The sequence below is a fragment of the Aquirufa sp. genome (assembly GCF_044377215.1).
GTDB lineage: Bacteria > Bacteroidota > Bacteroidia > Cytophagales > Spirosomataceae > Aquirufa.
Map to the genome: position 1 here is coordinate 1 of NZ_JBILJM010000014.1, position 24,984 is coordinate 24,984.

Below are 24,984 nucleotides of genomic sequence, written 5' to 3' on the forward strand. Positions count from 1 at the left end.
TAACGACCCACTTGGCTTTGGTCCGTTCCGAAATAGGAGAGTTGCAAAAAGAAACCGCCAATGATCCCTGACCAAATATTATAGCGATTATTCAAATCAAATTTCCAATCAATCAAATTGATCTTGCCCATTTTACCCGCAATTTGCAGGGACTGTTTGACGCCGATTTCCGGCGGTAATTGGTAAATAATGAGCACGGCAGCTAAAACCATACCTGCTAAAACCACCGACATTTGTAACATTTGCGTATAGGAAATGGCTTTGGAGCCGCCCAACATACAATAGGTAGTTACGAGTGTGGCCGTTAAGGTATTCGTCCAAGTTAAATCCCAGCCTACTAAAATCGATAAGATAATGGATGGAGCCGCGATGGTTACGCCGGTAGATAGTGCGCGCGGAATTAAAAACAGAAAACTGGTTAATACGCGGGTTTTAGCGTCAAATCTTTTTTCTAAAAACTGATAGGCCGTGTAAACTTTGAGCCGATAATAATTCGGAATGAACGTTACGGATAACACAATCATGGCGATGGGCAATCCCAAATAGAATTGAACGAATCGCATGCCATCTGTATATGCTTGGCCCGGTGCGGATAAAAATGTAATCGCTGAAGCCTGCGTCGCCATGACAGAAAGCAACACATGATACCAAGGTAATTCCCGGTCGGCAAGCAAAAATCCCTGCAAAGACTGCTTGGATTGTTGGCCCCTCCAACTCCCATACGCCACAATTCCGCCAATTGTCAACACTAAAATAATCCAGTCGAGTAGGTGCATGGCTTAGCTAAAAAGTGCGGAAAAACCGATGAAAAACAGAATAATGCTCACTAGAAATGCACCTAAAACGAGGTACCAGGTGCGCCAATTAGGCTGTGATTCTTCTTGCTGAGCAGACATAGGTTTTTATTAAGAAGTCAAAAATAACACAAAATGTTTATTGATTAGATTATTTGCCAAACACCTTTGGAATAATAAGTTTTGCTGATTACCTTTGCACTCCAAATTACGCGGGTGTGGTGGAATTGGTAGACATACCAGACTTAGGATCTGGCGCCGCGAGGCATGGGGGTTCGAGTCCCTCCACCCGTACCAAGGCAAGCCCTCAACACCGATAGGTTTTTGAGGGCTTTTTTTAATTGATTAAACAAACAATTCTATATGAACATTTCACTAAATAAGGCAAGTGATTTACAAGGTCGTTTGACTGTTGTTGTAACTGAGGCTGATTACAAAGAGAAAGTTGAGGCTAAATTGAAAGACTATCGCAAGAAAGCGTCGATCAAGGGCTTTCGTCCAGGCATGGTTCCGGCAACTTTGATTAAAAAATTGTATGGTCAGTCGGCATTAGTGGATGAAATTAATCACGAATTAGGCCACGCTGTTAGTGATTACATCAAAGAAAATAAATTGAATTTAGTGGGCGAGCCGCTTCCGGCTGTGGATGAGTCAGAATCAATTGATTGGGAAAAAGACACGGATTTTACGTTTCATTATGATTTAGGTTTCCACTCAGATTTCAAGGTGGATTTAGCTAAGATGAAAGAGATTAAATCGTACGAAATCAAAGCAGATAAGAAAGAGATTGCGGAGACGGTTGAAAATTTAAAGAAGCAATTCGGCGAGCAGACGCATCCAGATGCAGTTGAAGATCGTGATTTGGTATTTGGAACATTCACGCAAGGTGATTGGGTTGAGAAATCAGCCATCCCAATGCACGCGATTCAAGACAAATCAAAGAAAATATTCATCGGCGCGAAAAAAGAGGATACTTTGAAATTTGCGATCGATAAGGTGTTTGTTGACGCAAAATCATTAGCCTTAGCAACCGGTAAAAAAGAAGAAGAAGTAGCTGATTTGACGGGTGAAGTTTCTTTCGTAGTGGAAGATATTACGCGTCAAGCACCGGCTGAAATGAATGTTGCATTCTACGATAAGGTTTTAGGGCCTGGAAAAGCAACAGACGAAAAAACGTTCTTGGTAGAAGTAGAGAAAATTGTTTTGGAGAATTATGCACGCGAAGCGAATTACTTATTACGTATCGATGCGGAAAAAGCGTTGATCGAAAACGTTAAAATTGATCTTCCAGAAGAATTCTTGCGTAGGTGGTTAGTGCGCATCAATGAAGGTAAATTTACGCCGGAGCAAATTGAGCAAGATTTTGATAATGTAAAACGTGATATCCGTTGGAACTTAATCAAAAATGAAATTGCTGCGAAATTTGACGTAAAAGTTGAATATCCAGAGGTGGTTGAGAAGGCGAAAGATATGGTACGCCAGCAGTTTGGAGGTTATTTATCTTCGGACCAGCCGGGCATTGAGGAAATGATTGAGAAAATAGCCATGGGTTATTTGAGCGATAAGTCTAAGGGAGATAACTTTATGAACTTATACAATCAAGCATTCTCAGATAAAGTATCGAGTGCAATTGTGGAGAACATTCCACATAAGGTATCTAAAATTGACGTGGAGAAATTCAAAGAAATCGCAGCAGCTCTGTAATTTCAACGAATCATAAATTAGAGTGAGAACCCCGTAAATTGCGGGGTTTTCTGTGAACAAGAAAGTCTGTTTTAGTGTTTAGCTTTACAGATGAAAATATTTTAAATTTGATTTTTAAAAATTCTGGATATGAACCCAAAAGAATTAACTGGCGAAGAGTTTCGTAAATATGCTGTTCACCACCGTGGATTAAACGGTTTGGCAGTGGATCAATATATGAATAGCATTGGTAGCCGACCGATGCATCAAATCGATGACATGACACAATACATCATTGAGGAACGCCCCATGCGTTTCGCTCAAATCGATGTATTTTCTCGTTTAATCATGGACCGTATCATTTTTATGGGAGTTCCCGTAGATGACTACATGGCTAATATTATTGTTGCGCAATTGTTGTTTATGGAATCTACGGATGCCAAAAAAGATATTGTTATGTACATAAATAGCCCAGGCGGATCTGTATATGCAGGTTTAGGTATTTACGATACCATGAACTACATCCGTCCGGAGGTAGCAACTGTGTGTACTTCGTTAGCGGCATCGATGGGCGCTGTATTATTAGCTGGTGGTGCAGCGGGCAAGCGTTCTGCTTTAGAACATGCGCGTGTGATGATTCACCAGCCATCTGGAGGTGCACAAGGTCAATCCCGCGATATCGAAATCACAGCACGTGAAATCGTTAAAATTCGTCAAGAATTATATGATATTTTAGCCAAGCATTCGGGTAAATCATTTGAGGAAATCGAACGGGATTCGGATCGTGACTATTGGATGAAAGCAGCTGAGGCCAAAGAATATGGCTTAATTGACGAGATTTTAACGCGTACGGTTTAATTTATTATGGCTAAGAAAGCAAATTGTTCCTTTTGTGGGCGGGCAAAAAATGAGGTTGGTATCCTTCTTTCGGGAATCGATGGGCATATCTGTGATACTTGTTTGCAGCAAGGCTACGAAGTTGTCAAAGACGAAATGGGTGCGGCGGCGAAGGTACATAAACCAGGGAACCAACAGTTCGAATTGGTCAAACCAAAGGATTTGAAGGCTTATTTAGATGAATATGTGATCGGTCAAGAAGAGGCTAAACGCCATTTGTCGGTGGCTGTTTATAATCATTACAAGCGTCTGATGCAGACGCCTGCAGCTGATGATGTGAAGATTGAGAAATCGAACATATTAATGGTGGGCGAAACGGGAACCGGTAAAACTTATCTCGCGCGGACGCTTGCTCAAAAATTACAAGTTCCTTTTTGCATCGCAGATGCGACCGTTATTACGGAAGCGGGTTATGTAGGTGAGGACGTGGAAACAATTTTGACACGTTTATTGCAATCCGCTAACTATGATGTTGAAAAGGCCGAATGTGGCATTGTCTTCATTGATGAAATTGATAAAATAGCTCGCAAGTCGGACAATCCATCCATCACGCGTGATGTTTCTGGGGAAGGGGTCCAGCAAGCTTTATTGAAATTATTGGAAGGTTCTATTGTGAATGTTCCACCGCAAGGAGGACGTAAGCATCCGGATCAGAAGATGATTGCGGTAAATACGGAGAATATTCTATTTATCTGTGGAGGGGCATTTGATGGGATTGATCGCCATATTGCGAAACGTTTGAATTCGCGTCCGATCGGTTTTTCAGGGGATGATACGTTCCACGAATCATTTGAGAAGAATCACATTATGAAATATGTTTCCGCACAAGACCTTAAATCATTTGGTTTGATTCCGGAATTATTAGGTCGTTTACCCGTGGTTACTTTTTTAAATCCGTTGGATGAGAAGGCCTTGCTTTCTATCTTGACGGAACCTAAAAATGCACTAATCAAGCAATATGAGAAGCTTTTTGATATGGAAAACGTGTCATTAACTTTCTCAAAAGATGCTTTAGTATATATTGTCGAGCAAGCTATGCAATATAAGTTGGGTGCTCGCGGATTGCGGTCCATCATGGAAGCCATTATGACCGATGCCATGTTTGAAATTCCTTCTCAAACTGATTTGAAGGATTTTAAAGTCGATTTAGCTTATGCCAAATCGAAATTTGAACGTACCGTTTTTCACCAAATGAAAGTTGTCGCCTAACCCCTATGAAAGCATTTATTTTTTTGGCTATTTTAGCCATCTCCAGTTCGTTTGTTTCAGAAAACCAGCCTACGGGCGCGTTGCAAGTGGCCACGCCTGAAGTCACAACTCCCACCGCTGTCGCGCCTATTCAAGAGGTAAAGCATACAAAACGAGTTTCCAACGTTAAAAAAGAAAGTAGACAAGCACGTAAAGTATTAAAAGCAGATGTGCGGGATAAACTACAAGGGATGGATTCCAAATTAAAAATCGGCCTATTTTTGTTGGCCATCGGCGCCGTACTCAGCATCGTTGGCATCAGCCTCGTAGGTGGAATCGCCGCGCTCATTGGTCTTGGATTTACCATTATCGGCCTGCTGCATACGTATTAAAATATGTCGGCTCAGCTCGTATTTTTGCATGGTTTTGGTGAAGATGCCCGTATTTGGGATGATTTCATTTCTCATTTCACCTGGACTGAAAAACCCATTATTCCTTCTTTTGCGCATTGGACTTCCGCAAAATCGATTGCCGATTATGCTCGAGAGATTCTTGTTTCATTACCTCAAGATGGAAAACTCACCTTAGTGGGACATTCCATGGGTGGGTACATTGCCCTCGAAATGGCGAAGCTATTTCCTGAACGTATTGAAAAGGTAGTTTTATTACATTCTACCGCACTGCCAGATACCGCAGAGAAGCAAATAAATCGGGATCGAACCATCGAATTTCTAAAGAAGCACGGCGCTTCCGTATTCATTAAATCGTTTGTAGCGAATTTGTTTGCCCCTAATTATGTGGCCAACAATCAAGCATTGATGGATCAGTTAATTACACGCTACCAAGATTTAGCGGCAGATGGACTTATCGCGGCATCAAAAGCAATGCGCGATCGTGCCGATTTCACTACATTTTTACGCGATACACATATTCCATTTTTGTTTATTCATGGGGATTTAGATCCCTTAATCAGTACGGATAGCATTTTGGCTATAAAAGCACATCATAAATGTGTAATTTTGCCTGAAGTAGGACATCAAGGTGTTTATGAAGCACCACATGCCTGCTATGATGCGATTCAATCATTTATTGCCGACTAATGTCCAAAATAATTATAGCCTTAGATGGCTTTTCTTCTTGTGGTAAAAGTACAACTGCCAAACGGGTAGCCGCGAAATTGCATTATGCATTTATTGATACTGGCGCGATGTACCGTGCAGTAGCACTTTATTTTCATCGTCATGAAGTAGATGTCGTGGATCCTGCGGCTGTTGAATATGCATTGCAACATATCGAGATTACGTTTGAGTTTAATGTAGGCCGACAAGCCTCTGATACTATTTTGAATGGGGAGAATGTGGAGCAGGAAATTCGGAAAATGTTTATTTCGGATATTGTGAGCCAAGTAGCTGCCATTCCAGCGGTGCGTCATGCAATGGTTGCACAGCAGCAAAAAATGGGGTATAAAAAGGGAATTGTCATGGATGGACGTGACATAGGAACGGTCGTGTTTCCTCAGGCCGAATTGAAAATTTTCATGACGGCTCAGCCGAATATTCGTGCCCAGCGACGTAAACTTGAGCTTTTACAAAAAGGTGAAGATCTTCCATTGGAAGAAATTGTGGAGAACCTGCGCATGCGTGATGAAATTGATTCTAATCGTACGGAAGGCCCTTTGAAACGTGCCGATGATGCGATTGATTTAGATACTTCTTTCCGAAGTATGGATGAACAGGTCAATTTTGTGTTAGATCATGTACGTCGGGTTCAAAGTGGAAAAAAATAAACCCTATTTGATTGTTGGCCAAGGTTTAGCCGGCACCATCCTAGCGCATCATTTTTTAGAAGCTCAAATTCCTTTTGAAATTTGGGATGCGTCCCCCACTTACTTTACTTCATCCCATGCAGCTGGAGGAATTTTCAATCCAGTAACCGGTCGAAAGTTAGAAAAGACCTGGCTAGCGGAAGAGCTTTTCGACTATTTGCCGGACTTTTACACGCGACTACAGGAAACTTTACAAGCTTCTTTTTTTCATCCTATGCCTTTGTTTCGACCTTTTGCGCATGCAGAAATGCGTACGTGGTTAGAGGAGCGAAAGGCACAAATTGATCATGATTATCTAGAGTGGACGCCTGAAGGTGTATGGATAAAGGAGGCGGGATGGGTTGATGCGTCGATTTTGGTACGTGTTTCACAAATGTATTTTCGCCAACTGGGCATTTTTCAATCACGTGAATATGTTTCATCCCATGCGTTTGGGCGTGTGATTTTTTGCGAAGGTTTTCATGGCCAACAAAACCCACTGTGGGCTAAATTGCCATTTTTGCCAGCGAAGGGGGAGTTAATGATTTTTGAATCGGATCAGCCTTCGAAGGATTACATACTTAGTAAAAATGGATTCGTTTTGCCCTTAACAGTAAATCAGTTTAAAGTAGGAGCGACGTATCGTTGGGGTGAATTTTCGCCTGCGGAGACAGCGGATGCGCAGGATGAGTTACAACAAAAATTACTTTCCATGGGTGTGGACTCCTATACGCGACTAAGTACGCGCGTAGGTGTGCGACCCGCCACACAAGACCGACGCCCTTTTATTGGCATGCATCCGCATGAACCCGTGGGTATATTTAATGGTTTTGGCTCCAAAGGGGTTTCGTTGATACCTTTTTTTGCGCGTGCATTTGTGCGCGAAATTCAGGGCTTAGAAGAACTGCCTTTTGAGGTTTCAATTCAACGATTTTCGCATTTATTTTCGCCATAAATTCTTACATTTGAGCATGCGGTTTTTTCGAAATCTGTTCTTCATTTTTGCCTGCCTGCTTTCTGTGCACGAAATGCAGGGGCAGGATTTTTATCCAAGCCAACGGGATTGGGAAAAAACGCGTATTCAGTACAAGCGGATTCGTTGGTCCTACATTACTGATCAAAATTTTGAAGTTTATTTTTACGGAAAACAAGAGGCATTAGCGCGCGCCACGATTCAATATTTAGATAGCGAATTACTTCGGATTTCACGCATATTAGGGTATACCCCGTATCAAAAAGCTAAAATATTTTTATACGCATCGTCGGCCGACTTAGCCGAGTCGAATAGTGGTATTAGTTTTCAGGATTTTAAAAAAGCACAAGAAGAAAATCAAGATAAATTTAAGATTGAGATTGCATTTAAGTCCGATTTAGAGGATTTGCATATTCGTTTAGTAGAAGAACTTGCTCGGGTGTATGTACATGATATTTTGTTTGGTGGAAGTATTAAAGATGCCTTGCAGAGTTCACTTTTATTAAACGTTCCGGAATGGTTTACTGCTGGAATTGTAGCCTATGTTGCTCGTGGAGATTCACCAGAAATGAATCAATACATGTATCAAGTGGTGGCGGCGAATAAAGTTAGAAAGCCAGTTTTGGCACGTGGAATAGAAGCCGAATTAATCGGTCAATCGATTTGGTCTTACATTGCTAAAACCTATGGCCTTCAGCCTATCGGAAATATTTTAAATTTGACACGAATTATTCGTAATGATCAATCAAGTATTTCAAGTACGCTTCGAACACCTATTTCACGTTTTTTAAAAGAATGGTTTAATTTTTATTTATCCGAGTCGAAGCAATTTGAAGTTAATTCAAATGCATTTTCCGGCGCCGAAAATTTAATTACGCGCGATCGAATGTCCGGAGAACAATTGGAGGAGTTTCAAATTAGTCCAGATGGAAAATGGATGGCTTACACGCTGGAGGACGCTGGTCAGTACCGTGTCATGATTCAAAATTTACAATCTAAAAAACGTTTTTACTTATTTCAAACGGGCTTGAAAGATCCGTTGCGCGCTTCTATAGGTCAAGCTCCGCGCATGCACTGGTCGGCCAAAAATTCCTTTGCAATTTTATATGCCAAAGACGGAAAGTCATGGTTAAATCAATATGCTCCGATCACGGGCATGTCGGCTAAATTACTTGCCAAAACAGACTTAAAAGACTGGAATTTTACGGATTTTGAAATGCATGAAAGTGGCCAGCGCATGTTAGTGCGCGCGCTCCGAAATGGTCAAATTGATGTAGGAATTTATGATTTTAGACGCAATAGATTCACCCCGATTACACAAAATTCATGGGATGAATTAGAGGCTCATTGGTTTAATAAACAAGGAGATATCATTTATTTGACGGATCAGTATGTGGACTCAACCCAGAAAGTAGTTAAGTCGAAAGGGTTGTCGGTTGTTATGCATTGGCGGGCAGATGACCCAAGTAATCCGCGTGTTTTGCTCGCTCATTCCGGCAGGATTCATTCGTTGCAAGTTAAGTCTGATTCATTAATCTATTTTTTACACAAACAACCTAGCGGGGAAGAGTTGGTTTCATTGGATCTAAGCCAAGGGAAGTTGATGCAGAATCGAGTACGCTCCGGTACATGGTCATCCTTTCATTGGTCGGGGGATAAATTATATTTCCAAGATCATGCTTTGTTGGACGAACGAATTCAACGTATTTCAGCCCAAACGATTTTGGATTTGCCTGCTTATCAGTGGTATCCAATAGGTGTAGACTCTTCTTCAAATTCAATTTTAGATATTTTGGCTGAACCTAAGCGAGATAGTTTGGATGCTCGAGAAAAGGCGAAGCGTAGTCGGCTCGACCGCCAAACACTTCTCCGAACTAGAAAGGAAACCGCCAAACTTGCTGGCCCTTTTGTCTACCATAATTCATTTGTGGTGAATGGTTCGGAAGGGAACTTTAGAATTGATCCGATTCGAGGAATAGGCTATGCTTTCGATGTTAAAATGAATGATTTGATGGAGAATCATTTAATTAAGACGGGTGTTTTTCTGAATGCTAATTTTAAAAATTCAGATTTATGGGGTGAATATGCTTATTTGCCCAACAAAGTAGATTGGGTTTTTCGGGTAGATAGGAAAGTGTTTGGTCAGGAGACGGATGTATTTTTGAATAAAATTCGGTATAATCGCGCCTCTTTGACAGGGATTTATCCCATTAATTTAGCAAGTAAACTAAGCTTCTCAGGTATGTTTACGTCGAATCGATCCTTTGATCAGGTCAATTTGTCGGTGCCTGAAAATTTAGCGACCTATGCTGGATCGTCGCTTAGTTACACCTTGGATAATACGTTACATTGGGAGGAAAATTTGCCTATTGGAACGCGAATTTTAGCGACGGTGGAACACCAACAAGCCCTTCTTACTTCGCGAAGTTTTTCTCGTATCCGTTTGGACCTTCGTAAGTACGTTCGCTTAACCAACAGTTTTTTATTGGCTGGCCGTATTTCAGCTTCGCATTCTTTTGGCCTTGCAGCTCGTCAAACGATGCTGGGTGGCATGGATAATTGGGTATTTATAGACAGAGAAGTACGTAATAAAGAAAATCCTTTAGGCGTTTCAGGTCCTGCGGATCGCGATGTTTTTATGAGTGATTTTGCGACGTCATTACGTGGGTTTAAAATGAATAAATTGGCAGGAAATAGTCATTTGCTTGTTAACCTAGAACTTCGTCTTCCTGTCAAACATTTGATTAGTTTGGAATCAAATAAATCTAACTTTATGAATTCCTTGCAATTGATTGGGTTTACGGATATTGGCTCAGCGTGGACAGGGGCCAATCCATTTAGTCGGACAAATGGGTTCAATACCAATGTGATTGGTGGTGGAACAAATCCATTTCAAGCAACAGTTACCGATTTCCGAAATCCATTTTTATTTGGTTTTGGGGTAGGTGCTCGGGCCAATTTGTTTGGATATTTTGTTAAGGTTGACTATGCTTATGGGATGGAAACAAACGAAATTAAATCGCCCGTTACGTATGTGACCTTAGGTCATGATTTTTAATAGAATATGTCGACAATTTTAACCGATATCACTCCTTTATTAGCCGCTACCCGTAGGTCTTCAGCTGCGTTAGCCATGTCAACTGATGCGGTTAAATTGGCCATACTTTCTGATTTAGCTGCTCGACTTGAGGCTAATGTTAATTCGATCATTATCGAAAATGAAAAAGATTTAGCTTCTTATGATCGGCAAAATCCAATGCGGGATCGTTTACTTTTAACCGAACAACGGATCTTAGATTTAGCTGCCAGCTTGCACGATGTGTCAAAATTACCTAATCCATCAGGACAAGTTTTGCTTGATAAAATTTTAACTAATGGTCTGCATTTGGAGAAGAAGTCGGTTCCATTAGGGGTTGTTGGCGTTATTTATGAATCGCGCCCCAACGTAACAATCGATGTAGCAGCCTTATGTATTCGGTCTGGAAATGCAGCGGTTTTACGGGGAGGAACAGATGCATGGCATACGAATTCGATATTGGTTTCATTAATTCATGCGTCATTAGAGCAAGCGGGTTTGTCGACGGATACTGTACGTTTATTGCCAACCGACCGAGCACATGTAACTACTTTATTGACCGCTGTCAAGTATGTAGATGTAATTATTCCACGTGGTTCGGATGCCCTAATTCAGCGAGTTCGAAAAGAGTCATTGGTTCCTACCATTGAAACGGGAGCTGGGGTTTGTCATACTTATGTGGCGGAATCGGCTGATTTAGCGATGGCTGTTCGCATAGTTGTCAATGCTAAAGTTTCTCGTCCTTCTGTTTGTAATTCGTTAGATACCATACTCGTACATGCTTCTGTTGCGCACGAATTTTTGGCGTTACTGGCACCGGAGTTTGTGAATTATAAGGTGAAAATTTATGCTGATCAACAAGCTTTTGGTTATTTGCAGGCACTTGGGTATGCCTGGCTTGAGGCTGCTGAAGAGTCAGATTTTGGTCGTGAGTTTTTAGATTTTGCTTGTTCGGTGAAATTTGTTCGAGACAGCGCAGAGGCACTAAACCATATTGATTCGTATTCCTCTAGGCATTCTGAAGCCATCGTAAGTTCGGATGAATCTGAAGCTGAGTTGTTTTTACAAGCGGTAGATGCAGCTGCCGTTTATTGGAACGCTTCGACGCGCTTTACCGATGGGGGAGTATTTGATTTAGGGGCTGAAATAGGGATTTCTACACAGAAACTTCATGCTCGTGGGCCCTTTGCATTAGAAAAGCTGGTGACTGAAAAATGGGTGCTTAAAGGAAACGGCCAGATACGGTAATCTAATATTCGTGATCTAGGCCGAGTTTCTGTTTCATTTCGCTCAATAATGGGTGTTTTTGAGCAAGAAATTCATATTTATCAGATTGCGTATACAACATTTTCTTGTCACTTTTTTCCGTCTCGATTACATCTAAAGCAATATCGATGCTGTAATTTTGTAAGCGCTCGCGAATTTTACCTAAGACTTCCAAGCGCACATTTTCATTAAACTGCTGAACTTGTACTTCATTCTCTACCTTTATGTGGATGATTGATCCAATCAGTTCGATTGGCCGATTCATCATCACATATTTGTTGATCAAATTCGCTGATTGGAATTCAGCTGCCAGTTGGTTCCATACCGTCGTCAGCTCTTCTATGGTAAAGGCCTTCGAATTAGCTGGATCATTGCTTAGGCTAGCCAATACCTCTTCGGAAGTTTGCTCGGTTCCTTTTGCGTCAACCACTTTTTTAGCTGAGCGTAATCCGGATACCGTATTAGGTTTCGCTTGCGGTGTTGGAACTTCAACAGGAATGGTAGTTTCCATTACAGGTTCCTCTTTGACTACAGGGGGTGTCGACTCTAAAATAGGTGTTTTATCAGGTTCAGGAGCTTTTTCCGTTATTTTGGCCCCATCGACTTTCGCCTGGGGCTCAGCCTTTTTTCCGCCACCGCCCTCCGTCGCAGGTTGGAATACTGAAGGCAAGTAATTTATTTTTAATAGGCAAAGTTCGAGATGTAATCGTGGATTTTTTGCCGCTTTATAATTGATCTCACATTGAGAGCAAATATTCATGGCTGAAAGCAAGAAAGATGTACTTGTCTTTTCGGCTTGTTGCTTAAATTTTGTTCGTGTTTCATCACTAATCTCCATTAGTGCGAGGGTTTGTGGATCTTTCGCGAAGAGTAAATTCCGCAAGTGCTCCATAAATCCCGAGATGAATTGTTGGCCATCAAACCCCTTTCGCATGATTTCATCCAGCAAAACCAAAGCTCCCACATGATTTTGGGCTGCCATGTGATCCGTAATTTGCAAATAATAATCGCTGTCAAGAATATGCAGGTTTTCCAACACGTCCTTATGTCGAAGAGTATTGTCGGTTGAAAATGTGACATTTAAGTCGAACATCGACAACGCATCACGCAATCCGCCATCTGCTTTGATGGAGATTAATTCCAATGCGGCTGGTTCTGCTTCAATATTCTCTTTCGTGGCTATGGATGCCAAATGACTGGCCATATCTTTCCATTGAATCCGATTGAAATCGAAAATTTGACAACGGGATAAGATGGTTGGCAAAATTTTATGTTTCTCCGTCGTTGCCAAAATAAATATCGCATAGGACGGTGGTTCTTCTAATGTCTTTAGAAATGCATTAAATGCGGATGCAGAAAGCATGTGCACCTCATCAATGATGTAGATTTTATAGCGTCCGCGCTGCGGAGGATAACGTACTTGATCGATGAGGTTACGAATATCTTCTACCGAGTTATTCGACGCCGCATCTAATTCATGAATAGTTAAGGAGGTGTTTTCTTGAAAAGACGTACATGAGGGGCATGTGCCACATGCTTCACCGTCAGCTCCAATATTTTCACAATTGATCGTTTTGGCCAAAATACGTGCGCAGGTAGTTTTTCCTACGCCACGTGGACCACAAAATAAAAATGCCTGTGCCAAATGATTTGACTTGATTGCATTTTTTAAAGTGGTGGTTATGTGGCTTTGGCCAACCACCGAATCGAATTGGGTGGGTCTGTATTTTCTGGCTGAAACGATAAAATTTTCCATACGGCAAGTTAACTTTTACGTTATCAATTTCCAAAGGTGATTTAAGGCAATTCGATAACTGCACTGACTGGGAAATGATCTGTTGGATACCGATTTCCCCATGTTTCTGAATGCGTGGCATGTTGGCTTACACGCACCCCATTTTTCACAAAAATATAATCAATATGTCGGCCTTCTTGCTCTTTCTTAAATCCATTAAATGAACTATATGGCCCATAATGGCCATTTTTGCTAATTTTTTCGGCGTCAATGAGTTTGTTTGGATTAGCGGGGTCAACTAGTATTTGAATGGGTTCATCATCAGGAGTAGCGTTGAAATCTCCGGTAATGATGGCTGCTGATTTGCCTGCAATTTCAGCTACTTTTTGAAGAACTAATTTAGCACTTTCGCGGCGGGCAATTTTTCCTAAATGGTCAAAATGCGTATTAAAAACGTAGAATTTTTTCCCGGATTTAAGCTCTTGAAATTGACCCCATGTAACGACTCTTCGGCAGGCTGCATCCCAGCCAAAACCAACTTTTTCACACGAATCGGAGAGCCAAAAGGTGCTTTCCTTGATTAATTTAAATTTACGGGTATTGTAAAATAGGGGAGAGAATTCACCTTCCTCTTTGCCATCATCACGTCCTTTGCCAAACCACTTGTATTCAGGCATCTCCTTGGCAAAATCCTTGATTTGGTTGATAAATGCTTCTTGCATCCCGATGATATCGGCATCATGATATTTAATCAATTCGACGCAGTGTTTTGCCCGGTATTTCCATTGATCCTGACCATCTGAATCTGTATCGAGTCGGATGTTAAAGGTCATTGTTTTGATTTGTCCAAAGCTGCTCAAGCTGATTAAGAGTAGTAGCATGACGCCACCTAGACTTCTGTAAATATGTTCAATTTGTGGCCAAACACGTTTTTTTTGACTGTTTTCGATAACGAATTCCGCGCCTTTGGTATAGCTTTCAGGTTTCGGTTGAATGTCGATGATTTGCATGGTTTGCATGTAGCTCATTTGATTTCTTTTTTGAATGTAGGATATTCGCTCTTCAAGTGGACAAGATACAGCGATTAATTGATCTAGGTGTTCCGGTTTATTTCTCGGTGTGATCAATGCTGATTCGTAGAGGTAAAATGGCGCAATCGGGGCATTTTCAAGCCAATCCGCTGCTGCTTTGCGTACTGCGGGGTGGATAATTTGATTAAGCACCTTGATGTCTTGCGGGTATTTTTGTAAGATTTTTTTGATTCCTTCTCTGTTGTATTTTCCGTCAGCTAGATAAGCTTGTTGACCAAATTCCTCGGTGATGGCTGCTTTAACTTCGGGGTCAGTATCGCAGATATTTCGGGCTACGAGATCTGCCTCGAATACTGGAATGCCCAACATTGAAAAAATCCGACAAATCATCGATTTGCCGGATCCTATTCCGCCTGTAATGCCAATAAAGGTTTTCAGGCCAGTTGGCATCTATTTACTCCTCAATTAAACGTGATGATGCATCTTTGGAGATTGCAGATTTTTCGAAAATCATTCGGACTCCTTTATTGGCATCTACTTCTACTACAATTGTTTTTTCACGTATGGAAATAACTGTTCCGTGTGCGCCGCCGATTGTCACGACTTTATCACCCGTTTTTAATTCCTCAATAAATTTTTTCGCTTCTTTCGCCTTTTTTTGTTGTGGACGAATCATGAAAAAATAAAATACCACAAAAATACCTCCGAAAAGGACGATTTGCATGATTTGTGGGTTGTTTGCTTGTAAGGTGATCATGGTTGGTTTATTTGGTATTGGGTAAAACTTCTATTTTAAATGCGATTTGATTATCGGCTGGCAATGTATTCGCGTAGACCGTAACTGTTTTCTGTAATTTTCCTTCTTTCCCTTTCGAATCAAAAGTGACCTTGACAAATCCCTTCTTTTCTGGCTGGATCAATTCCTTACTCCATTTAGGGGTTGTGCAACCGCAGGAGGCATTCACCGATATAATTTGCAGGGGCATGTTGCCTTTGTTCTTAAAATGGTAGGTGTAGGATATTTGTTCGCCTTCTTGGATCCGTCCGAGGTAAATAAGGGGCTGATCAAAAACCAATTTGGCTTGTTTCTCCGGACTTGGTCGTAATTCAAGTGGAATGGTATTTTCAGATGCGCTCAATGCCTCTTTTTGCTTGTTGACACAAGCCACAAATAAAAATGCCAACCCTAAAATTCCGATTATCCGCATTACTTGGCTTTGATTTGGCTCATCATTTTTTCCACGTCTTCTAATAGTTTTTCAGCTTTTAGTTTCGTGTCTTGAACGACTTTTTTGCCTTCTGATTTGGCGGATGTTTCAGGAATTTCTTTTCCGTCGACAATATCGTTAATCAATTGCTTTAATTGGTCACGGTATTTGTTTAGTTGGAAATATAATTTTCCACGGGTATTTTCTCCTTTATCCGGCGCGTACAATATACCTAATGCGGCACCTGCGGCAGCACCCACGATAAATGCCCAAAACGACTTTGATGATCTGCTCATATTATTTACTTGCTATGTCGATTAATCCTCGACCTGATTTTTGAATAATTTTTTCACTTATCAAACGAACTGAAATCACATCGAGAATACCATTGATAAACGATCCTGATTTCGGTGTGGAGTAGTTTTTGGCTACTTCAATGAATTCATTAATACTTACTTTAACAGGAATGCTGGCGAATTGAATCATTTCAGCAACTGCCATTTTTAATATAATTAAATCCGTGGTCGCCAAACGCTCAGTTTCCCAATTTTTCGTTTGATCATTCACCCATTGCGTTAATTGAATGTCTTCTTTTATGCAATAATCGAATAATTCTTCGAAGAATTTTTTGTCATCTTCCCATTGTAAACCTAAGGGTTGAATTTGTAAGTCTTCGAGGGCGTCAACTTTAAATGTTTTGGTCGCTAAACTTTTTACGACATCCTTATTTAGGTGCCAATTTAAATCTTTTTCCTCGAAAAATTCGGCCATGATTGGATGTTTTAACAGATAATTTTTCAAAATGTATTTAATCATTTCGATATCTGCGGAAACATCTTTTCCTGCGTTAGGTAAATAGTTACTAAAAGCTTCATCAGGAAGGATCCCTTCAATGAATACTTTCTTTAGCATATTTTCCTCGTCTTCGGACCAACCAATGTTATTGTCGGCAAACGCCTGCTGCAAATCACGCCATTTCGGCATGATAGCTAACACTTTGTTTTTGCCAATTAGTGATGTTTTGATTGGGTTTTCCAGTAGGCGGCGCTGCTCATCCCACTGTCCAATCATCGGAAGTGCTTGAATGTAATAAAGTAATTTGAGGTATTGTTTGAAGATGGATTCTACCTCCACAACCATTTCTTTTTTCAGCTCCTTGGCTATTTTAGCTATGTTGTTTTTGTATGTGCGGTGCACCGACTGGGCAGCTTCAAGGGCTTCGGCGGGAATAGTTTCTTCGGTTGGAATTCCTTGAAAAAACTCAGTTAATTGAATTTCGGCTAATTTGCGAAGGCCCTCCAAGCGTGGAGTTTGGTCTTCTTTGGCAATCATAAGTGATAAGTCAGGTTGGAAAATGGCGGCTAAGCCATCAAATGCCAAATAGTGTTGGGCACGTTCCTGTGTCCAATAAGCATACATTTGTTGAAATGCTTTGACACGAAGTAATCTTCTGTTTACCATCCGAAATTAAAGAGCGTTCTGTTTTTGAAAACACAAAATTAGCTATTTTAATTTGAAAAAGGGGCTATCTTTGTTTGATTAATATTTTCATGGGCGCGTTAGGTCATCTCAATACTTTTTTTTGGCGTTATAAGTGGTTACTCTTTTTGGGAATCATATTTACGTTTGGGTCAAATTTTTTCGGCGTTGTACCTGCCCAACTTGTCCGTTTTGCGCTCGATTTAGTTACTGAAACCATCAATCTTTATTTTCTATTTAAAGGATTTAGTCTGCAATCTGCCTTTTACGAGGTTTTTGCCAGTACACTTTTTTACTACGGGAGTTTAATCGTTTTGATGGCTTTCATTAAAGGAGTGTTTTTGTTTTTGGTACGCCAAACGCTCATTGTCATGTCGCGTCACATCGAATTTGAAATGAAACAAGAGATTTATGCGCATTATCAAACCTTGCCTTTGTCGTTTTATCGCCAACAAAACACGGGTGATTTGATGGCACGTATCTCCGAAGATGTAAGTAAAGTTCGTATGTATGTAGGGCCTAGCATCATGTATGGGCTCAATTTGATTTCTGTATTCACGTTGGTCATTTACTACATGTGGCATGTAAGTCCTACGCTGATGTGGTATGTGCTTTTGCCGCTTCCTATCCTTTCATTTAGTATTTATTATGTGAATTCGCTTATTATTCGGAAGTCAGAGGAGATTCAAGCTGGATTATCGTCCATTTCTACTTTTGCACAAGAGGCTTTTTCGGGTATTCGTGTATTAAAATCATTCGTGCGCGAAAAGCAATCGGTTGTTTCTTTTGCTGAGGCATCTGCTAATTACCGGCGTAAATCCTTGGATTTAGTACGCATTGATTCCTTGTTTACTCCCCTCATTTCCTTGCTGGTGGGTTTTTCCACTTTGCTCGTTGTTTACGTAGGTTCCCAAGAAGTGATGGCCGGCCGCATGACTATCGGTAACATTACCGAATTTATCATGTATGTATTTATGTTGACCTGGCCAGTAACTGCCCTGGGTTGGACCAGTTCTCAAATCCAACGAGCGGCTGCGTCTCAAAAACGGATTAATGAATTCTTGGATATTCAGTCAGAGCTTGTTCCTGGCAAACAAATTACGCGGGAGATTCAAGGGAGCTGGACGTTTAAAAACGTGCATTTTACATATCCTGGGGCAGATCGTCCTGTTTTACATGGTATAAATTTGGAGATTATGCCTGGCGAGGCGGTTGCGTTATTAGGTACGACGGGTTCAGGAAAAAGTACGATTTCGCTTTTAATGGCTCGTTTTTATGATCCCTCTGTAGGTGAAATTTTGTTAGATGGCGTCTCGTTAAAAGATTGGGATATACAACATGTGCGTAAACATTTGGGTTTTGTGCCGCAGGATGTTTTTCTATTCTCGACGTCCATCGCGGAGAATATACGTTTTGGACAAGATGATTTAAGTGAGTCAGATTTACATCAAGCGGCTCGCTACGCTGATGTACATGAAAATATTATGGAGTTTCCGGATCAGTACAATACGCTTTTGGGAGAACGTGGTGTGACACTTTCCGGTGGCCAAAAACAACGCGTTTCGCTCGCTCGCGCGCTCGCTAAAAAGCCAAGGATACTGATTTTGGATGACTGTCTCTCGGCTGTTGATACGCATACAGAACACAAAATTCTGACGCATTTGCGTACTATTATGCAGGATAAGACTAGCTTACTTATTTCACATCGTGTTTCCTCTGCGAAATTAGCCAGTCGGATATTTGTGCTTCAAGATGGTAAGTTGGTAGAAGAAGGAACGCATGCCAAACTGATGGCTGGGAAGCGATTGTACTATGATTTGTACCAACAACAATTAAATGAGGAGCAGGGATTATAAGATTCCGCCACTCAATCGAATCAATTCAATCTCAACCGATTTCGCTGTAAATTTTGCTTCAATTAAGCGTGTTTCTGCAGCAACGGCATTTCGTTGAACCTCACGAAGTTCATACGATGTTGCGATACCTACTTTGAATCGATCAAAGGCAATGTCTATGTTCTGCTTGGCAATCGTATAATTTTCAGATTCTAGGTTGATTAAATTTAACGCATTTTCATAGGTGACATAGGCACGCTCGAGGGAAGAGCTTAAGGAGTTTTTTAATTCATCCACTTGCAATTGGGCTATTTCAGCATTGATTTTAGCATTTTGTACTCGGCGTTTTTGGTTATAACCATCGAATATGTTGACAGTAGCCCGCAATCCATAACTCATCGCATTACTCGTACCTCTTTGAACCCCAAAACCGGCGCCATTTTCAACTTGATTCATGTTGTAACCCGCAAGTAAATCAATTTGTGGCATTTGTAGACTTTGCGTGCTTTTGATATCTAAATCGGTAATTCGCTTATTGACAATCGCCGCTAATAATATTGGATTTTGTTTTAAGGCCAAATCGCGTAGTTCAACAAGCGAAAGTTTGGGTAGTAAATCAATGACCGGCTGTACATTGAATTCGGTTTGCATCGCACGAACGAGCAAGGCGTTAAAGCTAATTTTTGTATTGACAAATGATTGTTCTTGCGCTAGTAATAGTGCTTTATCCTCATTGAAATCAACTTGAGCTGAGTAATAATCTACCTTGGATCCTTGACCTACTTCATAGCGATCTTTGGCTAATTTGAGGCGGTCGTTTGAAATTTCTAGTCCTTTTTTAAAGTTGTTCACCCGTAATTCTTGACGAATGATGTCATAATAGGTGGTGCTAATTAGTGCGATTAGGTTTTCAATCGATGTTTCCGTTTGTTTTGCACCTAATTGTTGCAATTCCGAAAAGCGATTTTTTAAAATGAACATGCCATTACCATCGTATAATGTCCAAGCCATAGCAACACCCGCGTTGCTTGAGTTTGAACGAACCCCACTTTGGTTTAATGGGGCACGTATTCCACCAAAAAATTCTTGATTCAATCCCGATATTGCGTAGTTTTTGGCTGTTGTTCCATTAATTGTTGGCAAAAAACCTGCATTCCCCAACGTATTATCATTTTCCGCAATTTTTTCGCGCTTTTTGGCTATTTGAATAGCGAATTGATTTTGTAAGCCTTGCTGAATCGCATCTTCCAAGCGCAATGTTTCTTGTGCCTGAACGGAGAAAGTTCCAAATGTGAATGCGAATAAGAGGATTAAGGGTAGGCCAACTAGTTTCATAGGTTAGTGTTAAAAGGCAAAGAACAAACTTAGCACATTTGATTCAGATTTCGAAGTAACTAGCCTACAAGTCGTGATAGTGATTTTATTTTTGAAATTACTAATTTGCACGATGTCTAAGCCATTCATATCGCAACTCATTATTTTTCCGATTAAATCGTTGGGTCCTGTTGCGTTGCAGCAAGTGGAGGTAGATTCCTTGGGTTTAGTAGGAGACCGACGATTTATGCTAGTGTCTGAAACGGGGCAATTCATCACTCAGCGGACACGTCCCGATTTGACACGATTTGCGTTGAAATTATATGGGTCGGATTATTTGATTATGGATCAACTAACGCAAAATCATCGTGTTTTATCTGTAAATCCAGTATTGGGTGATTGGGTAGATGTGACTTTATGGGATGATGAAATTCATGTTCGTGAAGTTGCTGATGGCATTTCTGCCTGGTTTTCTGAGTTGCTGAATGAGTCGGTACGACTCGTTCAGATCCAATCAGCTGCGCCTCGTAGCATTGAAATTAAATATCAAACTTCGGGGTCCCAACAAAGTTCTTTTGCTGATTCACTACCTATTTTACTTGCTTCTGAATCGTCCTATCAGGAAGTTGAACATCATTTTGGAGCCTCTTTTGATTGGATGCGCTTTCGTGCTAATGTCATTATTTCTGGTGCAAAAGCATTTGAAGAGGATTCATGGTTAGAATTTTCACTTGGAACAGTACGGCTATTTGGCGCAAAGCCATGCGCTCGGTGTCAGTTGGTGAACGTAAACCCAGCAACAGGAGAAGTGGACAAATCTATGCTAGAAGCATTGAGTAAGTTTAGAAAAGTGGGGAATAAGGTTTATTTCGGCCAACAAGCTGTTCCGGTTGTATCGGGAAGGATTGCGGTAGGAGATGAAATTCATGTGGAAAAAACTAAAGATGCGCTTCTTTAGATTTTTTCATTTCAGTAGTTTGGATGTTGTTTTTGGAGCGGTGGCCATGCAGGCTATGCTTTGGCAGGTGCTCGTAGGCGGTTTTCAAGCCTGGACAGAACACATTGTTTTGGGCGTTTCCGTTTGGATTTTTTATTTAGCTGATCGGCAAGTCGATAATTTGCTTGCTAAACCAACCGATGCGATTCATTTCTTTCATCAGCGATTTCACTTGTTAATTCGCAGGTTCATTCTGTTTCTATTACTCATCTTGGGGAGTTTATTAAGCTATATTTCAGAGGAATTAAGATATTTAGGCATTTATCTAAGCGTTTGCATGGGATTATATGGTTTGACTACACGTTATTGGGCCCGCGTGTGGTTACCTAAGGAACTGTTCACTTCGATTTTATATGCTTGCGGATTATTTTTACCCTCTTTGGCGGTCGGTGAGTTCAGTTGGCTTTTATTTGCAGATGTCTTTTTTTTAGCTTTTATGAATTTGTCATTATTCACTTGGCTTGAGGGAAAAGCAGATTTTCGATTCGTTTTTTATTGGCTTCAATGGATTTTAGTTGGGCTTTTGGGTTGCATTGCTTGGCAGTTTTCTTGGGAGTTAGCCTTGTGTCTTGCGATTATTCAAGGCATTCATGTGGGGATTTATTATTTTAGTCCCAATTTGCAGTATCGTTGGGTTGGAGAATTGGCATTTTTAAGTCCATTAGTCTATTTCGTCTATGAGTTATTTTAAAAATAAGGATGCATTTCAGGCCTTGCGTTTCCCAGAGTTTAGGGCTTATGTGACAGGAAATACGTTTTTTACGATTGCCTTGTTGATGCAGGAGGTAATTTTAGCCTATGAAATCTACAAATTGACGCATAATCCGTTGGCTTTGGGGCTGATTGGCTTGGCTGAGGCTGTTCCTTATATTTCGTTGGTGTTGTTTGGAGGACACTTAGCTGATAATCGTGACAAGAAAAAAATCATGCAAAATTCATTGCTGGTGATAATTTTAGGCTCTTGTTTATTGCTCTACTCAGCTTTGCAATTAGATTCAAAGGATGCTGATTTTCATATTTATGCCATTTATTTTGTTATTTTTTTAATTGGTCTGTCGAAGGGCTTTTTCACTCCAGCGGCATCCTCTTTGAATCCATTTTTAGTTCCTAAGGATGTGTTTGCGAATGCAGCTACGTGGAATAGTTCTTTTTGGCAATTGGGATCTATTTTAGGGCCGGGCGTTGCTGGGTTTCTTTATGCATACGCCGGCTTGGCAGGTTCGCTTGTGACTGTTATTGGGTTGTTACTAGTTGTGATGGTTTGTTTGTTTTTTATAGATAGCCGACCAATCCCTCCCAAAAACACCCAGCATGATTCGATTTGGTTGAGTTTACGTGAGGGGATCACCTATGTTTTTAAGACCAAAATAATTTTATATGCTATTTCATTGGATTTATTTTCAGTGTTGTTTGGTGGAGTCATCGCAATTTTACCGGTCTATGCGGAAGATATTTTACGGGTAGGGGCTGAAGGCTTGGGTGTGCTTCGAGCTGCTCCATCGGTTGGCGCTGTACTAACCATGTTGCTGATGCTTTATTTTCCACCCTTAAAAAATGCTTGGCGGAATTTATTGTTGGCCATCGCCGGATTTGGTATAGCAACTTTTGTATTTGGTTTTTCAACTAATTTCTGGATTTCAGTTGTTGCTTTATTTTTTACGGGTGCGTTTGATTCGGTGAGTGTTGTAATTCGTCAAACGGTCTTACGGGTATTTACACCCGATGAAATGCGAGGAAGGGTCTCCTCTGTAAATGGGGTGTTTGTGAGTACTTCGAATGAAATGGGCGCTTTTGAGTCCGGTGTGGCAGCTAAATTCTTCGGTACTGTCCCCTCTGTCATTTTAGGGGCATGTGCCACGATGGTTTTAGTATCCATTGTCGCGTACAAATCCAAGGATTTGTTGGATTTGGATGTTCAAAAAGCTATGGATAATTAGGCTTCAATAGCCGTTTCCCAAGTAGTCAACGTTTCGATAATTAACTTTTTTGATTTGTGTGCTTCGGTAATTTCAACCACATTTTGAATAGGAGAGGTGTTTTCCCCAAGCAGAGCAGGCATTAATTTGAAATAGTGCGACTTGAGTTTTTTATTGCCCTTTTTGTCAACAGAAATACATTCAACAACATCGATGTGCGATATGGCAACCAAACCATCCGAAGTTTTATCCTCCCGAATTGAAATGGATTCAATCAAGTTTTTAGGAACACTAGTAGATTGAAGTATGCTCGATCCTTGCGTATGAATTTTCTTGATTTCATGTGCGCCTACGGCCATAAATGAAATACGTTGTTTGCCGGATTTTTCAGCAAAATAATCACCAATCGACTGGAAAAAATTACGAGGTGGTAATTGAATGACTCCAAGGCCAACAAATTCAGCTGGAATTTCAGATCTTACAAATGAAAAAGACTTAACGAGTTGAGCGCACATACGTATCTATATTTTGGGCAAAAATACCGTTTTTATTTTATAATCTGATCTTTGGTTTAGGGAATTCAAAATGAGTCGCAAAGCCTTGAAACCACTGATGTATTTGCGTAAATCCCTCCTTATTAAGCGAGTATAGGATAAATTGGCCTTTTTTCTCAGCTAAAATTAGCGAAGCTTGTTTCAATAAATCCAAGTGATGCGAAATACTAGGCTTCGTCATTTGAAATTGCTTAGCAATTTCACCTGCGTTACGTGGACCGCCCACGAGTAAGTGTAAAATTTCGCGTCGTGTTTGGTCGTTAATCGCTTTAAATACTGCTTCCATTAGATTTTATTAAATAATTAGGCTAATATCTAAATAAAAACTGATTTAGACAAGATCTGCTTTGCGATACGCCTCAATTAGTTTTAATTCACCTTCTTTTCCTGGGTGGAAATTACCGTGTTCCATACCTAGAACCCCTTGAAATCCTTTGTTTTTTATGTGTTTAAAGACATTTTGATAATTAACCTCACCAGTTCCTGGTTCTTTACGTCCTGGGTTATCGCCGATTTGGATGTAGGCGATTTCGTCCCAACAACGATTCATGTTGGTGATCAGATTTCCCTCATTTCGTTGCATGTGGTAAATATCAAATAGGATTTTGCAAGATGGACTTCCCACGCCTTTACAAATGCTGTATGTTTGATCTGAATAACGTAGAAATAAATCTGGATTGTCACTTAAAGGCTCCAAAACCATCTTTAAATTATGAGGCTCAAGGATTTCAGCTCCACGTTTTAACACCTCGATGACATTGCCCGTTTGAATACCCATAGGCAATTGCCGACTGAAATTTCCGGGTACTACTGTTGCCCATTTCGCATTAACGCGCTTCGCAGTGTCGACTGCCTTGTGACAAGCTTGTAGAAATGTATCAGTCCAAGCTTTATCTCCCGATGTCATGTGTGATTTATCGAAAAATCCATCAAATTTGATCACGAAAACTCCCATGTCCATGCCTAAGCGCGCTAAGGTTTCGCCTATTTTTACTTGGGTTTCAAGTGGTCTGCCCATCATGTCATTATCCTCCAACGCTCGAAAACCCATGTCATACATGAATTTCAGTTGGTCAATTTCATTTTTCCCTGCATGTTGTTGAAACATGCCAAAATGGGGTGCATATTTTAAGCTAAATGGTGCTTGTGCGGCCGATTGTGCTTTAGCCGTTGAATTTATTACTGCGGTGAATAGACCTGCGCTTAACAGTTGTGAAAAGTTTCTGCGATTCAT

At 40.7% G+C, this 24,984-nt stretch carries 23 protein-coding genes, 1 tRNA gene and 1 pseudogene; 14 read left to right on the top strand and 11 right to left on the bottom strand.

Features of this window, described 5'->3' with window-relative positions:
* A pseudogene (locus tag ACIQ6T_RS06025) lies at positions 1-776 on the bottom strand (sodium:solute symporter); the annotation flags it as partial.
* Positions 777-1,006: 230 nt separating this feature from the next.
* On the opposite strand from ACIQ6T_RS06025, the gene ACIQ6T_RS06030 reads away from it, so the two are divergent.
* From ACIQ6T_RS06030 to ACIQ6T_RS06075, 10 genes are all read left to right on the top strand, one after another.
* A tRNA-Leu gene (locus ACIQ6T_RS06030) sits at positions 1,007-1,091 on the top strand.
* A 66-nt stretch (positions 1,092-1,157) separates the two neighbouring features.
* Positions 1,158-2,498 (top strand): trigger factor, encoded by a 1,341-nt coding sequence (locus tag ACIQ6T_RS06035; RefSeq protein ID WP_395785010.1) that lies wholly within the window; start codon positions 1,158-1,160, stop codon positions 2,496-2,498.
* 129 nt (positions 2,499-2,627) lie between these two features.
* On the top strand, positions 2,628-3,335 hold the full coding sequence (locus ACIQ6T_RS06040; RefSeq protein ID WP_395785011.1) for a ClpP family protease: 708 nt from the start codon (positions 2,628-2,630) through the stop codon (positions 3,333-3,335).
* Between the two features lie 6 nt (positions 3,336-3,341).
* Complete coding sequence (gene clpX, locus ACIQ6T_RS06045; RefSeq protein ID WP_395785012.1) at positions 3,342-4,583, top strand: ATP-dependent Clp protease ATP-binding subunit ClpX; 1,242 nt, start codon at positions 3,342-3,344, stop codon at positions 4,581-4,583.
* 5 nt (positions 4,584-4,588) lie between these two features.
* Positions 4,589-4,954 (top strand): hypothetical protein, encoded by a 366-nt coding sequence (locus ACIQ6T_RS06050; RefSeq protein WP_395785013.1) that lies wholly within the window; start codon positions 4,589-4,591, stop codon positions 4,952-4,954.
* A 3-nt stretch (positions 4,955-4,957) separates the two neighbouring features.
* Positions 4,958-5,662, top strand: coding sequence for an alpha/beta fold hydrolase (locus ACIQ6T_RS06055; RefSeq protein WP_395785014.1), 705 nt, complete (start codon positions 4,958-4,960; stop codon positions 5,660-5,662).
* On the top strand, positions 5,662-6,348 hold the full coding sequence (gene cmk / locus ACIQ6T_RS06060; RefSeq protein WP_395785015.1) for a (d)CMP kinase: 687 nt from the start codon (positions 5,662-5,664) through the stop codon (positions 6,346-6,348). The genes ACIQ6T_RS06055 and cmk overlap by 1 nt, the downstream gene beginning before the upstream one ends.
* Positions 6,317-7,321, top strand: coding sequence for an NAD(P)/FAD-dependent oxidoreductase (locus ACIQ6T_RS06065; RefSeq protein WP_395785016.1), 1,005 nt, complete (start codon positions 6,317-6,319; stop codon positions 7,319-7,321). The genes cmk and ACIQ6T_RS06065 overlap by 32 nt, the downstream gene beginning before the upstream one ends.
* A gap of 16 nt (positions 7,322-7,337) precedes the next feature.
* On the top strand, positions 7,338-10,397 hold the full coding sequence (locus ACIQ6T_RS06070; protein ID WP_395785017.1) for a hypothetical protein: 3,060 nt from the start codon (positions 7,338-7,340) through the stop codon (positions 10,395-10,397).
* 6 nt (positions 10,398-10,403) lie between these two features.
* Positions 10,404-11,663 (top strand): glutamate-5-semialdehyde dehydrogenase, encoded by a 1,260-nt coding sequence (locus ACIQ6T_RS06075; protein WP_395785018.1) that lies wholly within the window; start codon positions 10,404-10,406, stop codon positions 11,661-11,663.
* Between the two features lies 1 nt (position 11,664).
* On the opposite strand, the gene ACIQ6T_RS06080 is transcribed toward ACIQ6T_RS06075, so the two are convergent.
* The 6 genes from ACIQ6T_RS06080 to nusB are packed head-to-tail and all read right to left on the bottom strand — an operon-like array spanning position 11,665 to position 17,116.
* Positions 11,665-13,437 carry a DNA polymerase III subunit gamma/tau gene (locus ACIQ6T_RS06080; protein WP_395785019.1) on the bottom strand — a complete coding sequence of 591 codons (1,773 nt, stop codon included), beginning with the start codon at positions 13,435-13,437 and terminating at the stop codon, positions 11,665-11,667.
* Between the two features lie 41 nt (positions 13,438-13,478).
* The gene (coaE, locus tag ACIQ6T_RS06085) at positions 13,479-14,897 is read right to left on the bottom strand and encodes a dephospho-CoA kinase (RefSeq protein WP_395785020.1); all 1,419 of its coding nucleotides are present in this window, start codon (positions 14,895-14,897) and stop codon (positions 13,479-13,481) included.
* 4 nt (positions 14,898-14,901) lie between these two features.
* Positions 14,902-15,204 (bottom strand): preprotein translocase subunit YajC, encoded by a 303-nt coding sequence (gene yajC, locus ACIQ6T_RS06090; protein ID WP_395785021.1) that lies wholly within the window; start codon positions 15,202-15,204, stop codon positions 14,902-14,904.
* Between the two features lie 7 nt (positions 15,205-15,211).
* Complete coding sequence (locus ACIQ6T_RS06095; protein ID WP_395785022.1) at positions 15,212-15,655, bottom strand: DUF1573 domain-containing protein; 444 nt, start codon at positions 15,653-15,655, stop codon at positions 15,212-15,214.
* The gene (locus ACIQ6T_RS06100; protein ID WP_395785023.1) at positions 15,655-15,951 is read right to left on the bottom strand and encodes a YtxH domain-containing protein; all 297 of its coding nucleotides are present in this window, start codon (positions 15,949-15,951) and stop codon (positions 15,655-15,657) included. The genes ACIQ6T_RS06095 and ACIQ6T_RS06100 overlap by 1 nt, the downstream gene beginning before the upstream one ends.
* Before the next feature lies 1 nt (position 15,952).
* Entirely contained in the window at positions 15,953-17,116 is a 1,164-nt protein-coding gene (gene nusB / locus ACIQ6T_RS06105; protein ID WP_395785024.1) for a transcription antitermination factor NusB, read from the bottom strand.
* 89 nt (positions 17,117-17,205) lie between these two features.
* Here nusB and ACIQ6T_RS06110 point away from each other — a divergent pair, with 89 nt between their 5' ends.
* Positions 17,206-18,990: an ABC transporter ATP-binding protein gene (locus tag ACIQ6T_RS06110; RefSeq protein WP_395785025.1), complete on the top strand. Its 1,785-nt coding sequence runs from the start codon at positions 17,206-17,208 to the stop codon at positions 18,988-18,990.
* Here the strand turns inward: ACIQ6T_RS06110 and ACIQ6T_RS06115 are convergent.
* Entirely contained in the window at positions 18,985-20,304 is a 1,320-nt protein-coding gene (locus tag ACIQ6T_RS06115; protein WP_395785026.1) for a TolC family protein, read from the bottom strand. The genes ACIQ6T_RS06110 and ACIQ6T_RS06115 overlap by 6 nt on opposite strands.
* Before the next feature lie 112 nt (positions 20,305-20,416).
* Between ACIQ6T_RS06115 and ACIQ6T_RS06120 the strand changes: the two genes are divergently transcribed.
* The 3 genes from ACIQ6T_RS06120 to ACIQ6T_RS06130 are packed head-to-tail and all read left to right on the top strand — an operon-like array spanning position 20,417 to position 23,217.
* The gene (locus ACIQ6T_RS06120) at positions 20,417-21,241 is read left to right on the top strand and encodes an MOSC domain-containing protein (protein ID WP_395785027.1); all 825 of its coding nucleotides are present in this window, start codon (positions 20,417-20,419) and stop codon (positions 21,239-21,241) included.
* Positions 21,210-21,971, top strand: coding sequence for a hypothetical protein (locus ACIQ6T_RS06125; protein WP_395785028.1), 762 nt, complete (start codon positions 21,210-21,212; stop codon positions 21,969-21,971). The genes ACIQ6T_RS06120 and ACIQ6T_RS06125 overlap by 32 nt, the downstream gene beginning before the upstream one ends.
* Complete coding sequence (locus ACIQ6T_RS06130; RefSeq protein WP_395785029.1) at positions 21,958-23,217, top strand: MFS transporter; 1,260 nt, start codon at positions 21,958-21,960, stop codon at positions 23,215-23,217. Before ACIQ6T_RS06125 ends, ACIQ6T_RS06130 begins: the two co-directional genes overlap by 14 nt.
* Here ACIQ6T_RS06130 and ACIQ6T_RS06135 read toward each other — a convergent pair.
* From ACIQ6T_RS06135 to ACIQ6T_RS06145, 3 genes are read right to left on the bottom strand one after another with little or no spacing between them, the layout of a single operon-like run.
* A complete protein-coding gene (locus ACIQ6T_RS06135; protein ID WP_395785030.1) occupies positions 23,214-23,711 on the bottom strand; it encodes a hypothetical protein in 498 nt (165 codons plus the stop codon). The genes ACIQ6T_RS06130 and ACIQ6T_RS06135 overlap by 4 nt on opposite strands.
* Before the next feature lie 37 nt (positions 23,712-23,748).
* Positions 23,749-24,036, bottom strand: a complete 288-nt coding sequence (locus ACIQ6T_RS06140; RefSeq protein WP_395785031.1) for an autorepressor SdpR family transcription factor — start codon at positions 24,034-24,036, stop codon at positions 23,749-23,751.
* 45 nt (positions 24,037-24,081) lie between these two features.
* Complete coding sequence (locus ACIQ6T_RS06145) at positions 24,082-24,984, bottom strand: hydroxypyruvate isomerase family protein (protein ID WP_395785032.1); 903 nt, start codon at positions 24,982-24,984, stop codon at positions 24,082-24,084.